Annotated in this window: 11 protein-coding genes; 4 read left to right on the top strand and 7 right to left on the bottom strand. The window is 66.8% G+C overall.

Annotation, left to right across the window (positions count from 1 at the left end; all coding sequences use genetic code 11):
- The first annotated feature begins 25 nt into the window (after positions 1–25).
- Positions 26–2,008, top strand: a complete 1,983-nt coding sequence (locus tag ACEF39_RS01050; protein WP_500286657.1) for an acetyl/propionyl/methylcrotonyl-CoA carboxylase subunit alpha — start codon at positions 26–28, stop codon at positions 2,006–2,008.
- A gap of 45 nt (positions 2,009–2,053) precedes the next feature.
- Here the strand turns inward: ACEF39_RS01050 and ACEF39_RS01045 are convergent, their stop codons facing one another.
- Entirely contained in the window at positions 2,054–3,229 is a 1,176-nt protein-coding gene (locus tag ACEF39_RS01045) for a putative peptide maturation dehydrogenase (RefSeq protein WP_500286656.1), read from the bottom strand.
- A 145-nt stretch (positions 3,230–3,374) separates the two neighbouring features.
- Between ACEF39_RS01045 and ACEF39_RS01040 the strand changes: the two genes are divergently transcribed.
- Positions 3,375–3,671, top strand: a complete 297-nt coding sequence (locus tag ACEF39_RS01040; RefSeq protein ID WP_500286655.1) for an NHLP-related RiPP peptide — start codon at positions 3,375–3,377, stop codon at positions 3,669–3,671.
- Positions 3,672–3,679: 8 nt separating this feature from the next.
- Here ACEF39_RS01040 and ACEF39_RS01035 read toward each other — a convergent pair whose 3' ends face one another.
- The 4 genes from ACEF39_RS01035 to aceB all read right to left on the bottom strand — a co-directional run bounded on the left by ACEF39_RS01035 (position 3,680) and on the right by aceB (position 10,607).
- On the bottom strand, positions 3,680–6,175 hold the full coding sequence (locus ACEF39_RS01035) for a putative peptide modification system cyclase (RefSeq protein ID WP_500286654.1): 2,496 nt from the start codon (positions 6,173–6,175) through the stop codon (positions 3,680–3,682).
- Positions 6,176–6,190: 15 nt separating this feature from the next.
- Complete coding sequence (locus tag ACEF39_RS01030) at positions 6,191–7,231, bottom strand: GGDEF domain-containing protein (RefSeq protein ID WP_500286653.1); 1,041 nt, start codon at positions 7,229–7,231, stop codon at positions 6,191–6,193.
- Positions 7,232–7,598: 367 nt separating this feature from the next.
- Complete coding sequence (aceA, locus tag ACEF39_RS01025) at positions 7,599–8,900, bottom strand: isocitrate lyase (RefSeq protein ID WP_180164504.1); 1,302 nt, start codon at positions 8,898–8,900, stop codon at positions 7,599–7,601.
- A gap of 69 nt (positions 8,901–8,969) precedes the next feature.
- On the bottom strand, positions 8,970–10,607 hold the full coding sequence (gene aceB / locus ACEF39_RS01020; RefSeq protein WP_500286652.1) for a malate synthase A: 1,638 nt from the start codon (positions 10,605–10,607) through the stop codon (positions 8,970–8,972).
- Between the two features lie 108 nt (positions 10,608–10,715).
- Here aceB and ACEF39_RS01015 point away from each other — a divergent pair, with 108 nt between their 5' ends.
- Together ACEF39_RS01015 and ACEF39_RS01010 are read left to right on the top strand one after the other, a co-directional pair.
- Positions 10,716–11,684: a LysR family transcriptional regulator gene (locus ACEF39_RS01015; RefSeq protein ID WP_500286651.1), complete on the top strand. Its 969-nt coding sequence runs from the start codon at positions 10,716–10,718 to the stop codon at positions 11,682–11,684.
- 347 nt (positions 11,685–12,031) lie between these two features.
- Entirely contained in the window at positions 12,032–12,940 is a 909-nt protein-coding gene (locus ACEF39_RS01010) for a LysR family transcriptional regulator (RefSeq protein WP_500286650.1), read from the top strand.
- Positions 12,941–13,022: 82 nt separating this feature from the next.
- Here the strand turns inward: ACEF39_RS01010 and ACEF39_RS01005 are convergent, their stop codons facing one another.
- A complete protein-coding gene (locus ACEF39_RS01005; protein ID WP_500286649.1) occupies positions 13,023–14,279 on the bottom strand; it encodes an MFS transporter in 1,257 nt (418 codons plus the stop codon).
- Positions 14,280–14,400: 121 nt separating this feature from the next.
- Positions 14,401–15,027, bottom strand: a complete 627-nt coding sequence (lepB, locus tag ACEF39_RS01000; protein ID WP_500286648.1) for a signal peptidase I — start codon at positions 15,025–15,027, stop codon at positions 14,401–14,403.
- Positions 15,028–15,175: the final 148 nt, after the last annotated feature.

Raw genomic sequence — 15,175 nt, 5'->3', positions numbered from 1 at the left:
CTGTGCCATGACCGAGTCTGTTGCCATGTTCAGCAAAGTCCTGATCGCCAACCGCGGCGAGATCGCCTGCCGCGTCATCGCCACCTGCCGTCGCCTCGGCATCGCCACCGTGGCGGTGTATTCCGATGCGGACCGCAATGCACGCCATGTGCGCCTGGCCGACGAAGCCATCCACATCGGCCCGGCTGCCGCGCGCGAGAGCTACCTGCGCAGCGATGCCATCCTCGACGCCGCACGCCGCACCGGCGCACCGGCCATCCATCCCGGCTACGGCTTCCTGTCCGAGAACGCCGACTTCGCCGACGCCTGCGTCGCGGCGGGGATCACCTTCATCGGTCCGCCCGCCAGTGCGATCCGCGCGATGGGCGACAAGAGCGCGGCCAAGGCCTTGATGGCCAAGGCCGGCGTGCCGCTGACGCCGGGCTACCACGGCGACCAGCAGGCGCCGGAGTTCCTGCGCACCCAGGCCGATGGCATCGGCTACCCGGTGCTGATCAAGGCCAGCGCCGGCGGCGGCGGCAAGGGCATGCGCAAGGTCGAGCGCAGCGAGGACTTCGTCGACGCGCTGGCCAGCTGCCAGCGTGAGGCGGCCTCGGCGTTCGGCAACGACCACGTGCTGGTCGAGAAGTATGTCGAGCGCCCACGCCATATCGAGATCCAGGTGTTCGGCGGCGGTCATGGCGAGGCGGTGTATCTGTTCGAGCGCGACTGCTCGGTGCAGCGCCGCCACCAGAAGGTGCTGGAAGAAGCGCCGGCCCCGGGCATGAGTGCCGACCGGCGCGCAGCGATGGGCAAGGCCGCGGTCGATGCCGCGCGCGCGGTGGGCTACGTCGGTGCGGGCACGGTGGAGTTCATCGCCGGCCCGGAGGGCGATTTCTACTTCATGGAAATGAACACCCGCCTGCAGGTCGAACACCCGGTCACCGAGTTCATCACCGGCACCGACCTGGTGGAGTGGCAGCTGCGCGTTGCCGCCGGCCAGCCGCTGCCCAAGCGCCAGGACGAACTGGCCATCCACGGCCATGCGCTCGAAGCGCGCCTGTACGCCGAAGATGCCGACCGTGGCTTCCTGCCGTCCACCGGCACCCTGCGCCGCCTGCGCCTGCCGACTCCATCGGCGAACGTGCGGGTGGATACCGGTGTGGAAGAAGGCGACAGCATCACCCCGTACTACGACCCGATGATCGCCAAGCTGATCGTCTGGGACGTGGACCGCGATGCCGCGCTGCGGCGCATGAGCCAGGCCCTGGCCGATTGCCAGGTGGTGGGCGTGACCACCAATGCCGGCTTCCTGCGCCGCCTGCTGCACACCGATTCGTTCGCCAACGCCAAGCTGGATACCGCGCTGATCGAGCGTGAGCAGGCCGCACTGGCGATGACCGGTGACGGCGAGCAGGCGCTGTGGGAACTGGCAGCGATCGCTGCGGTAGCAAGCACACCGGCCGCTGCCGCCGATGTGCGCGACCCGCATTCGCCGTGGCAGGCGCAGGATGGCTGGCGGCTGGGCGCGCCTGCCGCACGCGTGGTGCCGCTGCAGCAGGGAGAGCGGGCACACACGCTGAAGGTGTGGGCCACGGCCGATGGCTGGCGTGTGCAGTGCGATGACGCCGCACCGAAACAGGTCGTCGGCCATGCCGATGGCCACACCTTGTCGGTGCAGCTGGACGAGCGTCGCTGGCGTTTGCAGCTGCAGCGCGATGGCGACCAGTTGTACCTGTTCGGCGACGATGGCCAGCACCGCTTCACCCTGCACGACCCGGTGGGCGAATCGGAACAGGCCAGCGCCGACGCCGGCAGCCTGCTGGCACCGATGCCCGGCAGGATCGTGGCGACACTGGTGGCGGCAGGCACGCAGGTGAAGCGCGGCACGCCGCTGGTGGTGCTGGAAGCGATGAAGATGGAGCACACCCTGCAGGCACCGGCCGATGGCACGGTGAAGGGTTATCGCGCCAAGGCCGGTGACCAGGTGGGTGATGGTGCGGTGCTGGTGGATTTCGAAGCGGTGTGATGCATGGTGAGCCGGGCGCTGCCCGGCTCACCTGTTGCCCCGAGGTCAGGGTTGCGAAGCCGGATTTCCGCGCCAGACCTGCTGCAGTGGGTCGAATTCACTGGTGACCTGGGCGTCCGCGCGCCACCCCAGGCCACCTATCATCACCGGGCTGGCGTCGATGCCGTCCAGCCCCAGCGCCCTCTCCACATCGATCTCGTTGATCGCCGCGGTCACATAAGCGGCCAGCCCGAGTTCGGTAGCTGACAGCATCCATTGTTGCGAAAGGTGCCCCGCATCGATCAGCACGGCCCGGTAGGCCTTTGGATGGTGGCGATATTTCCAGAAACTGCGCGGGAAGCGTGCCACCTGGATGATGTGCAGCGGGGCGTCGGCGAACCAGTCCTGCCCGGAAACAAAACCCAGCACCATGGCGCGCAGGTCATCCGTGGCAACGGCAACCGGCCGCAATGCGTGTTCCATCGGATGATAGTGATAGACGCCCGGCGCAAGACCGTCGACGTCCAGGGCGACCACATAGGTTTCCAGCGGATGCAGACCGCCGCCCGAAGGAATGTTCTTCTTAAGGAACTCCATGCCATCCTCCGGCCGCAGTGCAGCGTGCGCCTGCACGGTCCGCTTGAGTACCTGCGCCAACAGCGGCAGCGCCAGCGCACGCTGCGCATCGAAGTTGCGGCAGGTTGCACGCTTTCGCAGCAGCTCGTCGCGCGCATCGTCAGGCGTATCGGGCAGCGCCACGGGGGCGGTGTCGGGGGCGTCGACCGCGACGGGCGGTGCACCGAACCTGGCATGCAGATCCTGCGCCGTGACCAGCTTGCCCTCACGCATCTCGCGCGCGCTGTTGATGCCACCCCAGCGCCCCATCCGATGCTGCAGCGCCGACAGAGGCCACCAGTTGGCGTCGCGCAGGCGCTGGTCGCGGTCCCGATGCGCTGCCTCACCAGGCTCCTGGCTGATCAGCAGACCAACCTCCAGCAGCCGTGCCAGCACGGCATCTTCGATGCCGACCTGTGCAGACTCCACCCAGCGATCCGACTCGATGCGGCCCAGCACGTCGATTTCCTCGATGCTCACTTCCACGGGTGCGCCCAGGTGGGCAGCAAGGGCCTGCCAGTGCATGCGCGTGGCCAAGCCCGCCTGGCCCTGCAACAGCAGGGAGAGGTCCAGCGAGACTTCGCTGCGGGGTTCGAACATCACGATCGCGCAACGTCGGATCTGCATCTTTCGTCATCCACCAGTGGAACCCGTAGTATGCGGGTTGCCCACACCGGCTGCGGTACTGCGGCGGTGTTCCTGTGCAATGCACAACGCTCTAAATGCCGAGCGCTGGTGGCCGATACCGTAAGTTCAACTCTGGATGATCGACATGGCTACCGACCCTCGCCTTTCCGCTGAAGACGCCGGCGTACTGCTGGACAACCTCATCAACGATGCCGCGTTCCGCGAACGCTTCGCCGAATCACCGGCTCAGGCCCTCTCCAGCATCGGCCTGGACGCCGCCTTCGGTGAGAAGGACTGCATGAAGATCGAGTCGCTCGCCTCGGTGGAGGAACTCACCCACGTTCGTGACGGCCTGCAGAAGCACCTGGCCAGCTCGCTGACCGCGATGAATGTGGTGTTCTGCTTCGAAGCCGGCAAAGTCGACGAGCGCATCGGCGGCTGATTACCGCCTCAGGGCGCGCCGACCGCTTTGGCCGGTGCGGCCCAGGTCGACACATCGTGCACGTTCAGCGGCTGCCAGACCTGCATCGCCGTGATTTCGGCAATGGCCTGGCCACGGTGGCGGGCCAGCCATTCCTGCTCGCGGCGCACGCCTGCTTCATCGCTCTGCGCACGTAGCGCATGCAGCAGTACGACGTGCGCCTGCACCGGCTCGCTGCCATCGAGCATCGGCTCGATCAGGGCCTGCGCAGCGTTCGGCCGTTGTCTCTGCAGTTCGCCCATCGCCGCAACCACGCGCATCCATTTACCGACCATCGGGCTGCGCTGAGCGCGCAGCAGCGCCTCGTTGGCATGCAGCCAGCCTTCGGCGACATCGGCCTGCCCCTGCCGCTGGGCCAGATAGACAAGGGCCAGCCACTGCAGGCTACGGGCCTGCTGCATGGGATCGTCGCGATCTTCCAGCAGCGGCTGCAGCTGCGCTGCGATGGCCTGCAGCTCAGCTTTGTCGCCCGTTGCGCACAACGTGGTCACGCTGGCGTGCTGCAATCGCTGCTGCACCTGCATGTCCGCAAGCTCAGGTGCCGGCGCGTCCTCGCGCACGGCTGCCTGCATCGACGCGCAATCACCCTGGTCGGCAGCCAATAGCAGCTGTGCGCGCAGCCGCATCCGCTGCGCCAGTGCATCACCGGTGCCCAGCTTCACAAGCAGCTGCCCGGCCTGCACATAACGGCGCTGCGCTACAAATACATCGACCCCGGTGTCATCGGGATCATTGCGACCACGCAGCCCTTGTGCCTGCAACAGCGTTTCGGCGGCCAGCTGCGGTTGGTTGTGCGCGATCTGGATGCGTGCCAGCTGCACCATCGGATACAGCCGCAGCGGATCCTGCGGTACGGACGCCGCATGTGCGTAGGATTCGGCTTCGCTGAAACGATTGTCCTGCAACAGGAGCCAGGACGTATTGGACAGCCCGGCGAAGGAATCGGGATAGACCTTGGCCAGCGTCCGCCATTGCTCCAGGGCCCAGCCGCCCGGTTCCAGTTCTTCCTGCCAGGCCTTCAGGTACAGGCGCTCGCGCGGTGGCAGGCGTTCCTGCTGGGCGAGCGCATGCTGCATCGCCTCGCGGGCCTGCCGCCCTTCTTCGGTGCGGGCCAGCAGCTTGGCCACGCCCATGTAGGCCAGCGCGAAACCGGGATCGATGTCGATCGCAGCCTGGTAGAGATTGCGTGCTTCCTCGAAGCGGCGCTGGCCCAGGGCATTCTCGGCCAGGGCATAGGCGCGCAAAGCGCGAAGGTCGCGGGTGGAGGCCTTCGGCAGCGGCAGGGACTGTTCCAGGCTGGCCACCGATTCGCCCAGGCCGCGGCGCAGACGACCGACCACATCGTCCACCGCGAACATCATCTGGTCAGGGCCGTCGGCGGCGACGGTGAAGCTGCGCACCACCTGCCCGCTGCCGGGTGCCACCACATCGATTCCCAGCTGATAGCCGCCTGCCTTGGGGCGTACGGTCGGCAGCAGGACAGCTCGTGCGCCTTCGCGCATGGCCACATCGATCGCTGCACCGCGGTTCAAGCGGGTATCGCCGGACAAGCGCGCCATTTCCAGGCTTTCGCGGATCTTGCCTTCGGACAGCACATTCACGTAGCGCGACTGTTCCAGTGCGATCAGGATCGCGTGGCGTGTCGATTCATCGAACACCGGCTCACTGGTGAAATTCTCAAGGTCGGCCAGCACCACCCAATCGCGCTCTGAGAATGCGATAGCCGGCTCCGGGCGCAGCAGGAACCAGCCCCCCACCACCACAGACGTCAGGATCAGGCTTTCCGCCAGCAGCACCACGGGCTGCCGCCACAACGGCAGATCACGCCGCGCCTTGGCGTTGGCGCGCGGCAGGCGCAGCGGAGCAAAGCCGATCTCGCCAACTTCAATCACTTCCTGGACGGTCGGCATGCCTTTGAACCGCCAACGCCCGTGCGACTTCCATAGCAAGCGTTGGCCACGCTCGCCCAAGGCATCGGTGGCGCGTCGGGTCAGCGACTCGGCAACCGCCGACATCAGGATCTGGCCCGGACGCGCCAGGGTCATCAGGCGCGCGGCCATCGGCTTGGCCAGGCCTTCGACTTCCATCGACTTGGCGCCGACCTTGACCGCTTCGGGACTGTTTTCCCAGGTCAGCACATCACCCACATGCAGACCCGCTCGTGCGCGCAGCTCAACCCTGCGCTGTTCGCCCAGTGCCTGCAGGTCGCGCTGGTAATCCAGTGCAAACCCGAGCGCATCCACCGGGCGTTCGAACAGCAGGAACAGACCGTCGGAACGGTCGATCAGCTGCCCGTTCCAGCGATGCTGCAGCACCAGCACCAGACGGTCGTGTTCCTGGAACAGGGTGGCGGCGGCAGCATCGCCGATACGCTCCACCAGTTGCAGCGAATCGCACAGGTCGGTGAACAGCAGCGCCCGCAGCTGGGCGTTATGCGGGGTCGACGTTCCGTTGTCGCCATTCATCGCCTGGATCTCCGCTCATTGTCCATCCGGACCATCGGTCCACCGCAGGCAGTTGCCGCCTGCGCGCTTGGCTTGGTACAGCGCACGATCAGCGCGAGCGTACCACTCGCTCCAGTCCGCGTCAGGGGCCAGCAGGCTGGCCCCGATGCTGGCCAGGCTGACGTGCGGGGTGCCATGGCTGCGCTCGAGCAGGCCGTGCACCGCACTGAGGATGAACTCGGCGGCGTGCTGCACGATCTCGGTGTTGCCCCGGCGCAGGATCAGGCAGAACTCATCTCCGCCCAGCCGGCAGGCCAGGTCATGCTCGCCAGCCATCGAGCGCAGGATGTTGCCCATGCTCTGCAGCACCCGGTCACCGGCCTGATGGCCGTGGCGGTCGTTGATCTGCTTGAACCGGTCGCAGTCGATCAGCAGCAATGCCTGCGGCGGCCCTCCTTCCTGCGTTTGGCATTCCTGCAGGTACAGGGCCAGGCCGCGGCGGTTGTGCAGGCCGGTCAGTTCGTCGGTGCGCACCAGCTCACGCGTGTGGGTCAGCTGGTGGGTGGTGATGTACAGGTTGTCCAGCGCGGCTTCCAGGTCATGGTTGCGCCGCCGCAGCTGGCTGATCAGGGCCTGCTCGTTGGTCAGCACGCGCAGGATCGTACGCCGCAGGAAGTAGGCCACCAGGCCCGGATCGGACTCGACCAGGCGATGGAAATCCGCCGGCCCCAGTTCCAGCACGTGGCAGTCGGCCATCACACACGCGCTGGCGCTGCGGGGATGGTCGCCCATCAACAGGCCGAGCTCACCGAAGAATTCATGCCGGCCGAGTGTCTTGAGTACCAGATCCTCGCCGAAATCGAGTTCGATCAGGCCTTCGAGGATGATGTACATGCACTCGCCGCGATGGCCGCGCTGGAACAGCCACTGGCCCGCTTCCAGCCTGCGGGGCCGGGCGAAGCGGGCGAACAGGGCAACCTCTTCTTCGGAAAGCAGCGCGTGCACGATCTCGGCCATCGCCACCTTGGCGATACCGGTTGTCGTGTCGATGTTCTCGGCCGCACCCCTGCCGGTCATTCCCTGCACCCGCCGCCAGCGTCCCCTGGTGAGCCGCGGAGCATAACAGTGAATCAAACTGTGCGCCGCATCTCATTTTTGTGAAGACGCGGTGCCCCGCCATACCTGTGGTAAAGACACCCGTTCACATGCGTTGGTGACAGGCGGAAAGCAAGTGATATCAATATCTTGCGGTGACCGCGACGCCGATTGTCGCAGCAGCCGCAGATACAACGACGCCGGCAGATCCCCCGATCTGCCGGCGTCGTCTGGCCCTTCCCTGGCCACCCTGATCGGATCCGCAGCCCGATAGAGCCGGCCCCTGGCCGGCTGCCACGCAGCGCCCGGAGCATCGTGTGGTTGCCGGCCAACGGCCGGCACTACCGGATCACGCGGCGCGTTCGCTGCGCTCGCCGTGGAACTGCTCTTCCTCGGTCGAGCCGGTCAGTGCGGTGGTCGAGGACTGCCCCTGCTGGATCGCCTGGGTGACCGCATCGAAGTAGCCGGTGCCGACCTCGCGCTGGTGCTTGACCGCGGTGAAGCCGCGCTCGGCCGCTTCAAACTCGGCTTCCTGCAGTTCCACGAAGGCGCTCATCTGCCGGCGCGCATAGCCGTGGGCCAGATTGAACATGCCGTAGTTCAGCGCATGGAAACCGGCCAGGGTGATGAACTGGAACTTGTAGCCATAACTTCCCAGTTCCTTCTGGAACTTGGCGATGGTGGCGTCGTCCAGATTCTTCTTCCAGTTGAAGCTGGGTGAGCAGTTGTAGGCCAGCAGCTTGCCCGGGAACTTCGCATGAATCGCCTCGGCGAACTTCCGCGCGAATTCCAGGTCCGGCTTGCCGGTCTCGCACCACACCAGGTCGGCATAGGGCGCGTATGCCAAACCACGGCTGATGGCCTGGTCCAGGCCATTGCGGGTCTTGTAGAAGCCTTCCACGGTGCGCTCACCGGTGGCGAACGGGGTGTCGTTCGCATCGATGTCGCTGGTCAGCAGATCGGCCGCTTCGGCATCGGTCCGCGCCACCAGCAGGGTCGGCACGCCCAGCACATCGGCCGCCAGTCGCGCGGCGTTGAGTTTCTCGATCGCCTCGCGGGTCGGCACCAGCACCTTGCCGCCCATGTGGCCGCACTTCTTCACCGAAGCCAGCTGGTCTTCGAAGTGCACACCGGCCGCACCGGCTTCGATCATCGCCTTCATCAGTTCGAAGGCATTGAGCACGCCACCGAATCCAGCCTCGGCATCGGCCACGATCGGCTGCAGGAAGTCGATGTCATCCTTGCCTTCTGCGTGGTGCAACTGGTCAGCACGCAACAGCGTGTTGTTGATGCGCTTGACCACTGCCGGCACCGAATCGGCCGGATACAGCGACTGGTCCGGGTACATCTGCCCCGCCAGGTTGGCATCGGCCGCCACCTGCCAGCCGGACAGATAGATCGCCTTCAGCCCGGCCTTCACCTGCTGCATGGCCTGGTTGCCGGTCAGCGCGCCGAGCGCGTTGACGAAGTCGCGCTCATGCAGCGACTTCCACAGCTTTTCCGCGCCCAGCCGGGCCAGCGAATGCTCGATATGGACGGTGCCGCGCAGGCGCACCACGTCGGCGGCGCTGTAGTTGCGCTGGATGCCTTCCCAGCGCGGATTGGTGTCCCAGTCGTGCTGGATCTGTTCGGCAGTGGGCAGCGTGCTCATGTCTATCTCCAGTTCGGTTCGTGCGGATGCAGCGGGGAAGGAAGCGGCGAGGAAAGTGGCGTGCAGCGATCAGTCGATGCGCGCGTACGCCGGCAGGGTCAGGAAATCGGTCAGTTCGTTGCTGCGGCTCAGCTCGGCCAGCAGGGTGATGGCTTCTTCGATGCGGCCGCCACCGGGCAGCGCGGAGGTATCGCCAAGGCGCGCGGGCAGCTGCGCCAGGGTGGTATCGAGCAGTGCCAGATCAATCGCGGTGCCGTCGTCCAGCTGCTGGCCCGGCGTGTGCAGCCACTGCCACAGCTGGCTGCGGCTGATCTCGGCGGTCGCTGCGTCCTCCATCAGATGGTGGATCGGCACGCAGCCGTTGCCATCCAGCCACGCGGCCAGGTAGCGCACGCAGACTTCGACATTGCCTTCGAAGCCCGCGCGGGTGATCGTGCCCGGCGGGCGCGCGATCAGTTCATCGCGGCCCACGCGCACGTCCTGGCGCAGCACGTGGTGCTGGTTGGACGTGGGCATGTGTTCGTCGAAGATCGCCATCGCCACCGGAATCAGCGCCGGATGCGCGACCCACGTGCCATCGTGGCCGGCGGTCACTTCGCGCAGCTTGTCGGCACGCACCCGCGCCATCGCCTGCTCGTTGGCGGCCGCATCGTTGTTGATCGGAATCTGCGCGGCCATGCCACCCATCGCATGTGCGCCGCGGCGATGGCAGGTCTGGATCAGCAGTTCCGAATAGGCCTTCAGGAACGGCTGGGTCATGGTCACCTGGCCGCGCTCGGGCAGCACGCGGTCAGCGTGGCGGCGGAAGGTCTTCAGGTACGAGAAGATGTAATCCCAGCGCCCGCAGTTGAGGCCGACGATGCGATCGCGCAGGGCATGCAGGATCTCGTCCATCTCGAACACCGCCGGCAGCGTTTCGATCAGCACGGTCACCTTGATCTGCCCGTGCGGCAGGCCGAGCATGCCTTCGATGTGCGACAGCGCGGTCTCCCACAGCGCCGCCTCTTCCATGCTCTGCAGCTTGGGCAGGTAGAAGTACGGGCCACGATCCCTGGACTGCAGCGCGCGCGCATTGTGGAAGGCGAACACCGCCGCATCGAACAGGCCGCCGGCGAGGAACTGGCCATCGACGCGCACATGCTTTTCGTCCAGGTGCCAGCCGCGCGGACGCACGATCAGCACCGCCTGCTCGTCGTAGGGACGCAGCGCGTAGTGCTTGCCCGCCTTGCCGTTGGACGCCGGTGCGGTGTACTGCAGGTCGCCGCGCACCGCGGCAGCCAGCGACTGCTGACCGGCCAGCAGGTTGCGCCAGGTCGGCGAGGTCGAATCCTCGAAGTCGGCCATGAACACCTTGGCGCCGGAGTTCAGCGCGTTGATGACCATCTTCGGATCGGTCGGCCCGGTGATCTCGACGCGGCGGTCCTGCAGCGCGGCCGGCAGCGGCGCCACGGTCCAGTCACCGCTGCGGATCGCGGTGGTGTCCTGGCGGAAGTCCGGCAGGCCACCCTGGTCGAAGAACGCCTGGCGCTCGCGGCGGGCCTGCAGCCGCGCCTGCCGGCCGGGTTCCACTGCCCGGTGCAGGGACACCAGCAAGGCCAGCAACGGCGCCGGCAGCACGGTGGCCTGGCCCGCCACCTGGGTCGCCAGGGCGATGCCCGGCGTGGCCTTGGCGGTGGTGGAGGGAACAGCGGAAGCGACGGCGGACATGGGAGGACTCCAGCGTGGGGAACGACTCCACCGTGCGGCTGCGACCCCGTATTTGGCAAAACAGTTTTTGCAATGCTTTACATAAATTGTGCTAATACTTGTGACGCCATGACCACGCGTGCCTCGCCAAGTCCCCGTTTTTCCTACAAATCCGATCGGCTGAAGCCGTTGCGTGCGTTCTGTCAGACCGTGCGGCTGGGCTCGGTCTCACGGGCGGCTGAGGCGCTTTTCGTCAGCCAACCGGCCATCAGCCTGCAGTTGCAGGCGTTGGAGCGTGAGCTGGGGGTACCGCTGTTCGAGCGCAGCGGCCGGCGCTTGGTGCCCAGCCGCGAGGGCCAGCTGCTGTATGAAATGGCGCAACCGCTGGTGGAGAGCCTGGACGGCCTGGAAGCGCGCTTCCGCGACAAGGTGCGTGGGCTGGACGCGGGCGAGCTGAACATCGCCGCCAACAGCTCGACCATCCTGTACCTGCTGCCGAAGATCGTCGAACGCTTCCGCCAGCATTACCCCGACGTGCGCCTGACCCTGCACAACGCCATCAGCGCCGACGGCACCGACCTGCTGCGCGAGGATGCCGCCGACCTGGCAATCGGCTCGATGACCGATGTGCCGGCCGACCTCAGCTACGCCCCGGCCTACCGTTTCGAGCAGGTGCTGATCGCCCCGCATGACCATCCACTTGCCAGCGGTGGCGAGCTGGAACTGGCCGACATCGCCCGTTACCCGCTGGTGCTGCCGCCGAAGCGGCAGATCACTTACCGGCTGGTGGACCAGGTGTTCCAGCGCCACCGCATCGCCTACACCGTTGCGCTGGAAGTGGGCGGCTGGGAAGTGATCAAGCAGTACGTGGCGATGGGCATGGGCATTTCCATCGTGCCGGCGCTGTGCCTGAACGATGCCGACCGCGAACGGTTGGCCGCACGGTCGATGAAGCGCTGGTTCCCGGAGCGGAGTTATGGGGTGATCGTGCGCCGCGGCAAGGCGTTGTCGGCGCAGGCGCGGGCGTTTGTCGAGCTGATCCAGCCGGAGTTGTTCAGTCCGCGCGATTACGACCAGAGCGGGCATTCGGAGCGGTGAGGGTTTGCCGGCAGGGCTGCGCCCTGCACCTGCCGAATCAACGGCAACGGCAACAGCGGGGATTCCATGGGATGGCGGGGCGATGTGGGTGGGCCGGACACGCCGTAAACCCGTCCTTGGGGGCTCGATGGCGCCATCCATGGCGCCAACGGTCCTGCCCACCCACACCGCCCCGCCTCTGACGGATTTCCGCGATCTGTCGGGGTCGGATCCCGTTGCTGCGCAACGGGCTCTGACCCCTGCCTCGTTCTGTGCTGCTGTTGGTGGGTGTCGACCTTGGTCGACACGGTAGATCCACGCCATGCGTGGATGGGGACTCGTGGGGTCGGGCTGGATAGACTGCATCCATGTCCATCGAACTTCGCCACCTGCGCTACTTCCTTGCCGTTGCCGATACCCTGCACTTCGGCCAGGCGGCCGAGCGGTTGGGGATGTCGCAGCCGCCGCTCAGCCAGCAGATCCGGCAGCTGGAGGAACTGATCGGTGCGCGTCTGTTCGTGCGCAGCCATCGGCGCGTGCAGCTGACGGCCGCGGGGGAACTGCTGCAGGAACGTGCGCGCGGCATCGTGCAGCAGGTGGAATCGGCGGTGGATGAAGTGCAGCGCGCGCAGCGTGGCGAGCAGGGTGAGCTGCGTATCGGCTTGACCCGGGCCACGCCGTTGTCGCCGCAGATTCCGCGTTCGATCCTGCAGTACCGCCAGCAGTATTCGCAGGTGCGCCTGCAGCTGAGCGAGATGAATACCCTGCAGCAGATCGATGCGCTGCTGGATGGTTCACTGGACGTGGGCATCATCCGCAAGCGCACGCTGCCGGCCGAGCTGGTGGCGCACAGCCTGTTCGTCGATCCACTGGCGTTGATCGTGCATGCCGGCCACCCTGCCCTGCGCCGACTGTCGAAAAGCGGCACGCTGGCGTTGCGGGATCTGGCGCAGGAACCGTTCGTGGCGTTCCGCCGCAGCGCCGGGGCAGGCATCCATGACCACATGATCGCGTTGTGCGCGGCGGCGGGCTTCACTCCACGCATCGTGCAGGAGGCCGGTGAGGCTTCGACGTTGATCAGCCTGGCTGCAGCCGGCCTCGGTGCGGCGATCCTGCCTTCGTCGTGCGACCACATCCGGGTGGAAGGTGCGCGCTTCGTGCCGCTGGCCGATGCCGGCGCGCATTCGGAAGTGCAGCTGGCGTGGCGCCGCGAGGGTGTGACCCCGTTGATCCGCAATTTCGCCGGGCTGCTGCGCGAGGCGTTTGCCGAAGAGTGAGCTGCATCGCACCCGGTAGTGGCCAACCTTGGTTGGCCCAGGAGCACAACGCCGACCAAGGTCGGCATCTACCAGAGCAGGATCAGGCCGTCACCGGCTGCGGCGCGCGCTGCTGCAGCGCCCAGACGATGCCACCGCCGATCAGGGTCAGCAGCGCGGCGAACGCGCACACGCCCAGCCAGTCCCACGCGGCATAGGCCAGGCCGCCCACGCCGCCCAGCACGCTGGAACCCAGGTAATAGGCGAACAGGTACAGTGCCGACGCTTCCGCACGCATCGAACCAGCACGGCTGCCGACCCAGCTGCTGGCCACCGAATGGCCACCGAAGAAACCGAACGTCACCAGCGCGATACCCACCGCCATCGCCGACAGCCACGGCATCGCCAGCAGCACGATGCCGGCGGCGATCAGGCCGAAGGAGATCGACAGGATGCGACCGCGCCCATGGCGCGTGGCCTGCTGGCCCATCCACGCCGAACTGAAGGTGCCGACGAGGTACACGCTGAAAATCAACCCGACCACGGTCTGGCTGAGGTGGTACGGCGGCGCCAGCAGGTGGTAGCCGAGGTAGTTGTAGAGGGTGACGAACACGCCCATCAGCACGAACGAAGTAGCGAACAACCACGGCAGGCCTGGGTCGGCGAACAGCGTGCGCCAGCGCGCGGGCAACTGGCGCAGGCCACTGCGGCTGGGCTGGAAGTGGCGCGACGGCGGCAGCTGCAGCCACAGCAGCACGGTGCTGGCCACGGCGATGATCGAGACCACGCCGATGCCCCAGCGCCAGCCCCAATGGTCGGCGATGATGCCGGCCAGCAGGCGCCCGCTCATGCCACCGATGGCATTGCCGCCGATGTACAGGCCCATCGCCAGGCCCAGCGCGCGGCTGTCCATTTCCTCCACCAGGTAGGTCATCGCCACCGCAGGTACCCCGCTCAGCGCCAGCCCCAGCAGGGTGCGCAGCACCAGCAGGGTGGTCCAGTCGTCGACCAGCGCGGTGCACAGCGACAACGTGGCCGAGGCCAGCAACGCAACGATCATCAGCGGGCGCCGGCCAACCGCATCGGACAGCAGGCCCGCCAGCAGCATGGCCACTGCCAGGGTGCCGGTGGTCAGCGACAGCGACATCGCACTGCCCGCAGCGGACACGCCGAAGTGGCGGCTGAACTCGGGCAGCAGCGGCTGCACGGTATACAGCAGGCCGAAGGTCGAAAAGCCGGCCAGGAACAGCGCCAGCGCGGTGCGGCGGAAGGCCGGCGTTCCCTGCTGGATGCGGGTGTCGGCGGGAGCGTGGTCAGTACGGGGACGGTCGACGAGGGCCGCCGGAGTTTCGCCAGTCATGGGGGCGGTGGGCCGTGGGGGCGGCCGGAATGGAGGGGACGGGCCTCAGACTAGGCCCGTCCATCCAGTCGATCCATAACCTGATAAGTCAGGATCGATACGCCTGCCGTATCGATTCAGTTTACAGCCGCTGCCACTCGAACCCGTCGCCACGGCGGTAATAGACCGCCACCGCGCGACCGTAGATCTTGCCCGCATCGACGAAGCCGAAGAAGCGGCCATCGAAGCTGTTGCCGCGATGGTCGCCCAGCACCAGCACCTTGCCGGCGGGCACCTGCAGATCCACGATGTCCGGGCCACCGCCCCTGTCCAGGTCGAGGCTGGCACGGCGATCACCGAAGGCTTCGGTGTCGGCCAGGTCAGCGATCTGCAGCGGCTGGCCGTTGATGCTCAGGTGACCATCGTGCAGTTGCACGTGGTCGCCGGCCACGGCGGCGACGCGCTTGATCAGGCGGGTGCCGTCGGCCGGTGAATCGAACACGGCCACCTCACCACGCTGCGGCGTGCCGGTACCCAGCAGTTCCTTGCTGGTGAACGGCAGGCGCAGGCCATAGGCACGCATGTCCACCACCACCCGGTCGCCCGGTTGCAGCGTCGGTTGCATCGAGCCGCTTGGCACGACGTAGTGGTTGGCGAGGGTATCGCGGGCGGCGGCGAGCAGCCCCAGCATCACCAGCAGCGGCAACGCCTCTTTCTTCAGCCAGGCAAGCGTGCGCTGCGAAAACGGGGGGCGGGCAACAGCATCCATGTCAGGCTCCGGGTGGTGGTAGCTGCATCTGACCACATCCGGGCTGAAGAGGTTCCCGGTAGCGCTGGGCCGTGCCCGGCGAGCGCACAGCGCGGCCGCTTCGACGTGTCGCCGGGCATGGCCCGGCGCTACCGATGCAGGGTTACGC

The sequence above is a fragment of the Stenotrophomonas indicatrix genome, from assembly GCA_041545745.1.
GTDB classification, from domain to species: Bacteria; Pseudomonadota; Gammaproteobacteria; order Xanthomonadales; family Xanthomonadaceae; genus Stenotrophomonas; species Stenotrophomonas indicatrix_A.
Note: the sequence above shows the minus strand (reverse complement) of the source record. Positions and strands in the feature narration are given on the sequence as shown.